The 8,418-nt window shown below is 45.3% G+C and carries 11 protein-coding genes; 3 read left to right on the top strand and 8 right to left on the bottom strand.

Features of this window, described 5'->3' with window-relative positions; all coding sequences use genetic code 11:
• Positions 1-298 (top strand): hypothetical protein (locus tag T488_RS19975; RefSeq protein ID WP_028520041.1); only part of this gene is annotated, 298 nt, incomplete at its 5' end.
• Positions 299-555: 257 nt separating this feature from the next.
• On the opposite strand, the gene T488_RS0106165 is transcribed toward T488_RS19975, so the two are convergent.
• The 6 genes from T488_RS0106165 to T488_RS0106140 form a co-directional block, all read right to left on the bottom strand.
• Entirely contained in the window at positions 556-906 is a 351-nt protein-coding gene (locus T488_RS0106165) for a thioredoxin family protein (protein WP_028520040.1), read from the bottom strand.
• A gap of 12 nt (positions 907-918) precedes the next feature.
• Complete coding sequence (locus T488_RS0106160) at positions 919-1,881, bottom strand: permease (protein ID WP_051536368.1); 963 nt, start codon at positions 1,879-1,881, stop codon at positions 919-921.
• Positions 1,882-1,913: 32 nt separating this feature from the next.
• The gene (locus tag T488_RS0106155; RefSeq protein WP_028520038.1) at positions 1,914-2,360 is read right to left on the bottom strand and encodes a C-GCAxxG-C-C family protein; all 447 of its coding nucleotides are present in this window, start codon (positions 2,358-2,360) and stop codon (positions 1,914-1,916) included.
• Positions 2,361-2,434: 74 nt separating this feature from the next.
• Positions 2,435-2,743, bottom strand: a complete 309-nt coding sequence (locus T488_RS0106150; protein WP_028520037.1) for an ArsR/SmtB family transcription factor — start codon at positions 2,741-2,743, stop codon at positions 2,435-2,437.
• Positions 2,744-2,820: 77 nt separating this feature from the next.
• A complete protein-coding gene (locus T488_RS0106145) occupies positions 2,821-3,387 on the bottom strand; it encodes a chromate transporter (RefSeq protein WP_028520036.1) in 567 nt (188 codons plus the stop codon).
• The gene (locus T488_RS0106140) at positions 3,374-3,937 is read right to left on the bottom strand and encodes a chromate transporter (protein ID WP_037297269.1); all 564 of its coding nucleotides are present in this window, start codon (positions 3,935-3,937) and stop codon (positions 3,374-3,376) included. Before T488_RS0106140 ends, T488_RS0106145 begins: the two co-directional genes overlap by 14 nt.
• A 129-nt stretch (positions 3,938-4,066) precedes the next feature.
• On the opposite strand from T488_RS0106140, the gene T488_RS0106135 reads away from it, so the two are divergent.
• Both T488_RS0106135 and T488_RS0106130 read left to right on the top strand, forming a co-directional pair.
• On the top strand, positions 4,067-4,798 hold the full coding sequence (locus T488_RS0106135) for a DUF134 domain-containing protein (protein ID WP_028520034.1): 732 nt from the start codon (positions 4,067-4,069) through the stop codon (positions 4,796-4,798).
• Positions 4,798-5,607: an MBL fold metallo-hydrolase gene (locus T488_RS0106130; protein ID WP_028520033.1), complete on the top strand. Its 810-nt coding sequence runs from the start codon at positions 4,798-4,800 to the stop codon at positions 5,605-5,607. The genes T488_RS0106135 and T488_RS0106130 overlap by 1 nt, the downstream gene beginning before the upstream one ends.
• Before the next feature lie 195 nt (positions 5,608-5,802).
• Here the strand turns inward: T488_RS0106130 and T488_RS17120 are convergent, their stop codons facing one another.
• Together T488_RS17120 and T488_RS19550 are read right to left on the bottom strand one after the other, a co-directional pair.
• A complete protein-coding gene (locus T488_RS17120) occupies positions 5,803-7,611 on the bottom strand; it encodes a recombinase family protein (protein ID WP_051536366.1) in 1,809 nt (602 codons plus the stop codon).
• Positions 7,611-7,760 carry a hypothetical protein gene (locus tag T488_RS19550; RefSeq protein WP_155267021.1) on the bottom strand — a complete coding sequence of 50 codons (150 nt, stop codon included), beginning with the start codon at positions 7,758-7,760 and terminating at the stop codon, positions 7,611-7,613. The genes T488_RS17120 and T488_RS19550 overlap by 1 nt, the downstream gene beginning before the upstream one ends.
• Positions 7,761-8,418 lie beyond the last annotated feature (658 nt).

The following is an 8,418-nucleotide window of genomic DNA, read 5'->3' as shown; positions in this document are numbered from 1 at the left end:
AATCCCCCTGAACCATAAGGGCGACACTCGTACAGAAGTTTTACGGGTGATATTGAGGGAAACCCTTTTGAAAAAGGGTTCTCCCTCAAACTCCCTTCCTAAAACTTTTAGCATTAAATTTAGCCCCAGAAGGGCGCTCCTGGTAATATTACCGATTATCACATTTATATGGAACGCCCTTCTGGGGCTAAATTCAGTTATAAAGTCTTTGGAAAAGGGGTTCGGGGAAAGAACCTTTCCTCAGAAAGGTTTGTCCCCGATAATTACCTATAAACTTCTATATAAGCACCGCCCTTAAGGTTCAGGGGGATCGTTATTAACATCAGTTATCCGTATACACGGGTGAAAATGCTAATCGTATGTGCAGATCAACTCTGATGAGTTATAATTACTTCTTGTCAGCGATAGCAGTCTGACAGGAAATAAATACACCTATCTGGTATAAAAGCGCGTAATATGAGCGCGTGTCCTCTCTGGACTGGCAGTGCTTTTACATACTGCCGTTAGCGCAGGAATATACAAGAAAAACAGGCTTAACGGCTATCTTAAATATTGTCATTTGCCTATAATCTTTAATATCTCAGCAGGATCCAGAGTTTTACCAGAGGAAACGAGCTTCTCATTAACCACAAGCGCAGGCATTGACATTGCTCCGTACTCCATTATCTTCTGCAAGTCTGTGACATACTCGACCTCGATGCCCATTCCCTCAACTGCCTTGACTGTGTTATCGTAGAGCTGATGACAGGCTTTACAGCCAGAACCGAGCACTTTGATACAGCAGATACCGTCAACAGGTTCACCGCAGCAAGTAGATGCTGTTTTGCTTATAGTCTGCTCTCCACCGCAGCAGCAACAGGAAGCCCCCTCTTTCTTCTCTTCCTTTTTCTTACCAAATAATGCCATAATATGTTCCTCCTAAATAATGTAATCCTGAATGAGATTAAAGAAATATCCGACGAGGATAATCCCGACCGTACAGATAGCGATAAAAATGCCGAGCAGCTTTGGCTTGATAGCTTTTTTCAGCATTATCATTGACGGCAGTGACAGCGTGATAACGCCCATCAAAAAAGCGATAACTACGCCGAGATTTGCTCCTTTTGCGACAAGCGCTTCTGCAATGGGGATACAGCCGAAAATGTCAGCATACATCGGTATACCGCAGATAGTAGCTATGATAACTCCGAACGGGTTGCCGGTTCCGAGAACTTTGACTACCCATTCCTCCGGTATCCAGTTGTGAATAATGGCTCCGATTCCAACTCCAACTATGATATAGGGCAAAACTTTCTTTGCCGTTTCAGCTACTTGCTTCCAGGCGTATTTCATTCTATCACGCTTTGTCAGCTCGTTCTGCGGAGTATCAATGCTCCTGCCGTTTCGGATAAACTCCTCCACCTGATCTTCAAGGTGCAATTTTTCGATAAGCGTACCGCCTGCGACTGCAATTACAAGTCCCGCTATCACATATATAACAGCGACCTTCCAGCCGAATATACTCATCAGCAGAACGAGCGAGCCTAAGTCAACCATTGGCGATGAAATAAGGAATGAAAACGTCACTCCCAGAGGAAGCCCTGCACTTGTAAAGCCCATAAACAGTGGTATGGACGAGCATGAGCAGAAAGGCGTGACAGTTCCGAGCAGAGCGGCAATGCAGTTGGCACCAATACCGTGAAACCTGCCGAGTATCTTCTTCGTTTTTTCAGGCGGGAAATAACTCTGTATATAGGTTATCACGAAAATCAGAAAACCAAGCAGCACCATGATTTTTATCGTATCATAGATGAAGAATTGCAGACTACCGCCCAGCTTGCTTTCAGTATCAAGCCCGCAGGCGTTCAGCAAAGAGCCGATAAGCCTGTTCAGCCATTTCATGCCGAATACTTCGTCCTGTATGAAGTCCCACACTATTCTTCATCACCTCCGAGTATTTCAGTCAGTATCTCTGCTGCCGTCCTTACCATTTCGGGGCAGTACTTGCTGTACAGACCGTTTGACCGTGCGTAGTTTCTGCCTTCATCGGTAGAAATATCGCATCCGAGTATCTCACGGCATATATATGAACCTTTGCGATTTTTGAACTTATCAAGGAACTCAGATGCTTTTGCACTCTGAGCAGCACGGCTTTCAAGATCGTTTTCATCAAACTGACCGTATTTCATACCGAGCACCATAAGTGCACCCGTACACGCACCGCATACCTCAGCCTTTCTCATACCACCACCGAAACAAGCACCTATTTGAAGTGCCTGCTTTTCCGTTATACCGAACTGTTCTGCAAACGACGCAAATACTGCCTGTGAACACATAAACCCTTTCTCAAAATACTGTACCGCTTTTGAAACATGATCCATTTTTATTTCCTCCAATAGTCATATTTAGATATATCTATTTGTTGATATTGTTTTAAGCCGTATGGTCATACGGCTTATTTATTGCAGCATTCACAATCATTTTCAGTTACTGCTGTTATCTCTTTCAGGCAGTCCATAGCTATCTTAGCACCTTTCTGCGAAATAGAGTAGTGCATCCACTTGCCCTCTTTTCTACCGACCACAAGACCGCTGTCGCAGAGTACCTTCATATGGTGAGAGAGTGTCGGTTGACTCAGGTGAAGCTCCTCAAGGAGATGACAGGCGCATAGTTCGCCGTTTTGCAGAAGTCTGAATATCTGCACTCTGTTTTCATCGCACAGGGCTTTGAATATCACAGTGATCTGCTTGTTTGATAATTCCACGTTCTCACCTCACATTGAAGATTTTCTATATTATATCATACATATAGAAAAATGTCAATATGTTTTTCTAAATTCTATTATAATCCAAGTCCATATCCTACGCCTATTCCTATCACCGCAGACAGAATAATGATCTTGATCGGGTGTACCTTTTTGAACGCAAGCACGGTGGTAACGGCGAATAATCCGAGGAATATCCAAAAGCCCGCTGAAGAAAAAGCAGATATACTGATACCAGACGGAAAGAACACTGTCCTCGTAACAGATATAAAGGCTGTACCTATCATTCCGACAACAGCAGGTTTCAAGCCCGACATGATACCGCCTACAGCTTTGCTTTTCTCATACTTCTCAAAACACTTTGCGATGATAAGTATAATGATAAAGGAAGGCAGAATAATACCAAGTGTTGCGATGATAGCTCCGAGAACACCGCCAGTTCTCATTCCTGCAAATGTAGCCATATTTACTGCAAGAGGTCCCGGCGTGCTCTCACTCAGAGCGACGAAATCCACAAGCTCTTCCTGTGTCAGCCAGCCCTGACTTTCAGCTTCCGCCTGTATCATAGCGATCATTGCATATCCGCCGCCGAAGGTGAACGCACCTATTTTCAGAAAGGCAAGAAACAATTTAATCAGTGCCATTGCTTTGCTCCTTTCTGTTAAAAATCGACCAGATCAAACCAAACAAGCCGCAGCCGATGATGACAAAGACAGCATCAATTTTCAGAAAAGCAGTCAGCACAAGTGAAAGTCCCATGATCACATAGGAAAAGGGTTTCTTTTTCTTCTTCACCGATTTGAACATCATCCACAGTGCTTTTAATATTAGTGCAAGGACGGCTGCTCTTATACCCATAAAAGCATAACGGACTGCTCTGATGCTCTGAAACTGCGTCAATATCATGGAGATAAGCGAAATTATAAGGAAAGACGGCAGAACAACTCCCAGCGTAGCCATACACGCTCCGAGAAATCCCGATGTCTTATATCCTACAAACGTTGCGGCATTGATTGCGATCGGGCCCGGTGTTGATTCTGAAATTGCAACAATATCAGATATTTCTTTTTCATTCAGCCATTTTTTGTTTTCGCATACTTCCTTCTGGATCAGCGGTATCATCGCATAACCGCCGCCAAATGTAAATGCTCCGATCTTCATAAAGGTCAGGAACAATTCAAGATTCTTATTCACAATATCACTCCTACAGAAGAATTATACCAAATGAATTAATATCCGTCAATATCCGGAAATGCAGAATTATACTTGACATAAGTCAATAAATGTGTTATAATCGACATAAGTCAGAAATGAGATGCTGATATGCCAAGATCTCAGAAATCACGCCGTATATGTTGTTACCCCGATTACTGGAGCTTTGCGCCCGATCAGGATACAGCAAACGATACGGTCGTTATGTCGCTTGACGAGTTTGAAACGATACGTCTGATAGATTATCAGTCAAAGACGCAGGAACAGTGTGCTCAGGAGATGAACGTGGCGAGAACGACTGTCACGGCAATATATGATACTGCAAGAAAAAAGCTCGCTCAGGCACTGGTGGAGGGCAGACGCATCATCATTTCAGGCGGAAATTATACTCTTGACAACACGATCCCGGAGGGGATAACTCAGAAAGGAAGCACTATTATGAGAATCGCAGTAACCTATGAAAACGGACAGATCTTTCAGCATTTCGGCAGAACAGAGCAGTTCAAGCTGTACGATGTTGCCGACGGCAAGATCATCAACGAGCAGGTAGTTGGAACAATGGGTGCAGGACATGGCGCTCTTGCAGGGTTCCTGAAAAACGCACAGACTGACGTTCTTATCTGCGGAGGTATCGGCGGCGGAGCTCAGATGGCTATGCAGGAGGCAGGTATCGCTCTTTACGGCGGAAATATAGGCAGCGCCGATGAAGCTGTGGCAGCTTTCCTTGCACAGACGCTTGTACAGAACTCTAATCCCACCTGCGACCACCATGCTCACGAGCACGGTGAGGAACATTCTTGCGGAGATCACGGTTGTGGCAGTCACAGCTGCGGTAACCACTGATGAAAATCGTCACACTTGTAGAAAACTCCTGCGGTACTGAAAACTGTATCGCAGAGCATGGGCTTTCGTTATATATTGAGACTGAAAAGCACAAACTGCTGCTTGATACAGGGCAGACCGACGCAGTTGTAAAAAATGCTGAAACTCTCGGCATAGACCTGTCCACAGTAGATACTGTGATACTCAGTCACGGACACTATGACCACTCGGGAGGTATTCTGCCATTCTCGCAGATAAACCATACCACACAGATAATCATGCAGAAGTCGGCTGCCGAGCCCCACTTCAACGGCAATCGCTACATCGGCATTGATACAGATATCCTTAAACTGCCGAATATTCAGCTCATAGACGGCGATATGGAACTTGATGACGAGCTGTTTCTGTTCAGCGGCATCACAGGTAGGAGATGCTATCCGCAGGGAAACAAAAAACTGTCCTGCATAAAAAACGGCGAAAAGGTCTGTGACGATTTCTGCCACGAGCAATGTCTTGTTATCATTCAAAATGGAAAACGCTGGCTTCTGTCCGGCTGTTCCCATAACGGCATACTCAATATCCTTGACCGATACAAGGAACTGTTTGACAGCTATCCCGACTATGTTATCACAGGATTCCACATGATGAAGCGTGAGGGCGAGCACACCGAGGAAGAAAAAGCAGTCATCATTCAGACATCGCAGGAGCTTTCACAGCTTGATACCGTATTTTACAGCGGACATTGCACGGGCATTCCTGAATTCGAGATGATGAAAGATATAATGGGCGACAAGCTCATAGCTCTGCACAGCGGAGAAGAAATACTATAATAAAAAAGCCCTTACAGTTCAAAAATGTAAGGGCTTTTTGTTGATGTACAGGTTACATTTCTCTGTACTGATTACACCTATACTGCTATCAGACCAGTGATCCGGCCAATTCCAGACACAAAAAATCCCCCTGAACCGAAATGATTCAGGGGGATCGTTATTAACATCAGTTATCCGTATACACGGGCGCAAATGTTAATCGTATGTGCAGATCAACTCTGATGAGTTATAATTACTTCTTGTCAGCGATAGCAGCCTGTATGGCTGATCATCCGGGCAGGCATTTCTCCTTTTACGCGAAGCGGACTCCCCGTCAGGGGAGTCCGTTATCTCGTCGATATTTACGACAGCTCTGTTTCGTCTGCCGCTTGCAGTGCACATCATTGCACCTGTATAGTTCTCATTATATCTGATGTTGAAGATATAGCTGTTGGAGTTGACCACCTGTACGCTGCTGATGAGCTTGTCCATAAAGGCTGCGGAAGCTCCGCCCTTGAAGTCAGACATTGCGTGAAGTGTCTGTTCAATATTGCGTATGCTTGCCTTGAAGCTTTCTGCATTATCCTTCGGCACTTCCTCAGTTGAAACATTGAGCAGTCTCTTCTTTTCATCTATCTCCGCTTGAATTTTGCTGTGCTTTTTGGTGAATGCCTCCTTTGTAAGCACTCCTTCAGCTCTCATATCTATGAGGTTGTCGATCTTGCTTTCGAGTGCTTTTATCTCTGCAAGTATCTCACTGTCGCTCTTGTGTGTCTCGGGTGATGTATCGTCAGGGCGATAATATTTCTTAACAAGCTCAAGTACTTTTGCGAATACTTCTCGCTTGTTTACGAATGTATCCTCGAAGATATGCTCAGCAATGAGATCAAGCCGCCACTGCGGAAGCATTTTCATTTCGCAGAAGTCAGTGGTGTCAAGTCCTGCTTCTCTGCGCACCTTTGCACTGCCGTGATTGAGCTTGTTGTAGCAGCGGTATCCCCAGCTCGGAACTCCTGCCTTGTTCTTGCCCCACAGGTCACGTCTGAAACCCGAACCGCAGGAGCATATCAGCTTGTTGGTCCACATATTTGTTGAGGGATTACACCTCGACCTCAGCACTGTTCCGCCGACTACCAGCGTCGGCTTTTTCTTTGATCTGCGCATTGCATTTGCCTTGTACCATTTGTCCTCATCGATGATAGCTTCAAACTTTTTCTCACCGATGATGTATGTGTCCTCGTCCTGATTTACTATACGCCGCTGGTCGAGATAATTATTGTTGTGGGACTTATTGTATACCACTCGTCCCATATAGGTCGCATTGCGGATGATGCGCAGGATATTTCCGGAGTCCCACTTCACAGCTCCAGAAGCGTTTTTGTAATGGAGCCGTGTCAACTCATCGCCTATCTTCTTGCCGCCAAGCCCTTGCAGGTACAGGTCGAATATCATTCGGACCGTCTCTGCCTGTTCGGGATCAACGACATAGGTCTCGCCAACTTTATTGTAGCCGAGAATATTTCCGTTGCCGTACAGTATTCCTTTTTCACGGCTTACCATCTGACCTGCACGAACTCTCTCCGAGACCTTGCGGCTCTCGTCCTGCGCCAGCGTAGCCATAAGCGAGAGCCGGAGCTCTCCGTCGCCGTCCATCGTCCAGATGTTGTCCTCGACGAAGAATACTTCAACTCCTATGTTTCGGAGCTCTCTTGTGAAGGAGAGAGTGTCCACCGTGTTTCTTGCAAATCGGCATACCTCACGGGTAACTATCAGGTCGAACTTTCCGTTCTTAGCGTCCGCTATCATTCTCAGAAACGATGGACGCTTCTTCGCCTGCGTACCTGTGATGCCTTCGTCTATGTAGCGGTCAACTACGTTCCAGTTCGGATGATATTTTTTCTGATCCTCATACCACTGGATCTGGTTTTCGAGTGCAGACAACTGCGCCTCGTGATCTGTTGATACTCTTCCATAGAAAACCACCTTTCTCGGACGATTTCTATCGAGCATTATGTTATTGTACATCAAGCCACCATTCCTTTCGTATCATTTTCAGCCTTGTTCTTGAATTCATTTTTGATGATGTTGAAGTATGTGGCGCTGTTAATAACTCCTTTCTCGAACAGCGCTTCGATGAGACATTTTACTGCAAAGTCCGTATCGATTTTTGTCATACTCTGCCCTCCGTACGCAACATTGTACCACTATTCAATTCAAAATGTAATCACCAATACCACCAGATTTTTTCTCACGTCTGTGTGCAGTATTGACATCTGTTGCAGTCACTCAGGAGACTGCATTTTTTACCATAAAACAGCCCTTTTACGGCTTTCACTATGAAGATATGAGACCTGTTTTCATGGATGTTTGCTTTTATGCGACTATCTGTCACTGCTTTGGTTTCCCGAATTCTCGGCGGGCACTGCCCGTCCGAGATGAATATTCGGTCGCTCATGCGACCGAAATTTAACCTGCGACTCGAAAGGGGCACGGGTTCTCCCGTTTCAGCGGCAAACGGAACGCCGTTTGCTATGCTTGCCGGTCTTGCGGACCGACTTCCGCACCGCAGGTTTGTCCGTTTTTTCTCCCTCTGATATATCCCCCAACTCGCTCCACGTTGCGCGACAACCGCGTTCAACGGGAGCGGTGTGGTAACTATACCATTTTGGTTTTGAAGGCGGTAAACTCGGGGCTTTTTGCGCGTGTTTCGGACAATCACTCCTTACACGTTTCCTGTCATAGTTATTATTGCAAAGAAAAGAAGACACATAGTTTATATAACTATCAAGTAATATATATCTTCCTTCTCTGTATTAAGTATATATTCTCTTG

Origin of the sequence: Ruminococcus flavefaciens ND2009, assembly GCF_000621785.1 — a bacterium.
Lineage (GTDB): Bacteria > Bacillota > Clostridia > Oscillospirales > Ruminococcaceae > Ruminococcus > Ruminococcus flavefaciens_C.
Note: the sequence above shows the minus strand (reverse complement) of the source record. Positions and strands in the feature narration are given on the sequence as shown.

Excerpts from the sequence above, each read along its gene's own strand:
- T488_RS0106135 (WP_028520034.1), top strand. The coding sequence starts at position 4,067 with ATGCCAAGATCTCAGAAATCACGCCGTATATGTTGTTACCCCGATTAC.
- T488_RS0106155 (WP_028520038.1), bottom strand. The coding sequence starts at position 2,360 with ATGGATCATGTTTCAAAAGCGGTACAGTATTTTGAGAAAGGGTTTATG.
- T488_RS0106160 (WP_051536368.1), bottom strand. The coding sequence starts at position 1,881 with ATGAAATGGCTGAACAGGCTTATCGGCTCTTTGCTGAACGCCTGCGGG.
- T488_RS0106130 (WP_028520033.1), top strand. The coding sequence starts at position 4,798 with ATGAAAATCGTCACACTTGTAGAAAACTCCTGCGGTACTGAAAACTGT.
- T488_RS17120 (WP_051536366.1), bottom strand. The coding sequence starts at position 7,611 with ATGTACAATAACATAATGCTCGATAGAAATCGTCCGAGAAAGGTGGTT.
- T488_RS19550 (WP_155267021.1), bottom strand. The coding sequence starts at position 7,760 with ATGACAAAAATCGATACGGACTTTGCAGTAAAATGTCTCATCGAAGCG.
- T488_RS0106165 (WP_028520040.1), bottom strand. The coding sequence starts at position 906 with ATGGCATTATTTGGTAAGAAAAAGGAAGAGAAGAAAGAGGGGGCTTCC.
- T488_RS0106145 (WP_028520036.1), bottom strand. The coding sequence starts at position 3,387 with ATGGCACTGATTAAATTGTTTCTTGCCTTTCTGAAAATAGGTGCGTTC.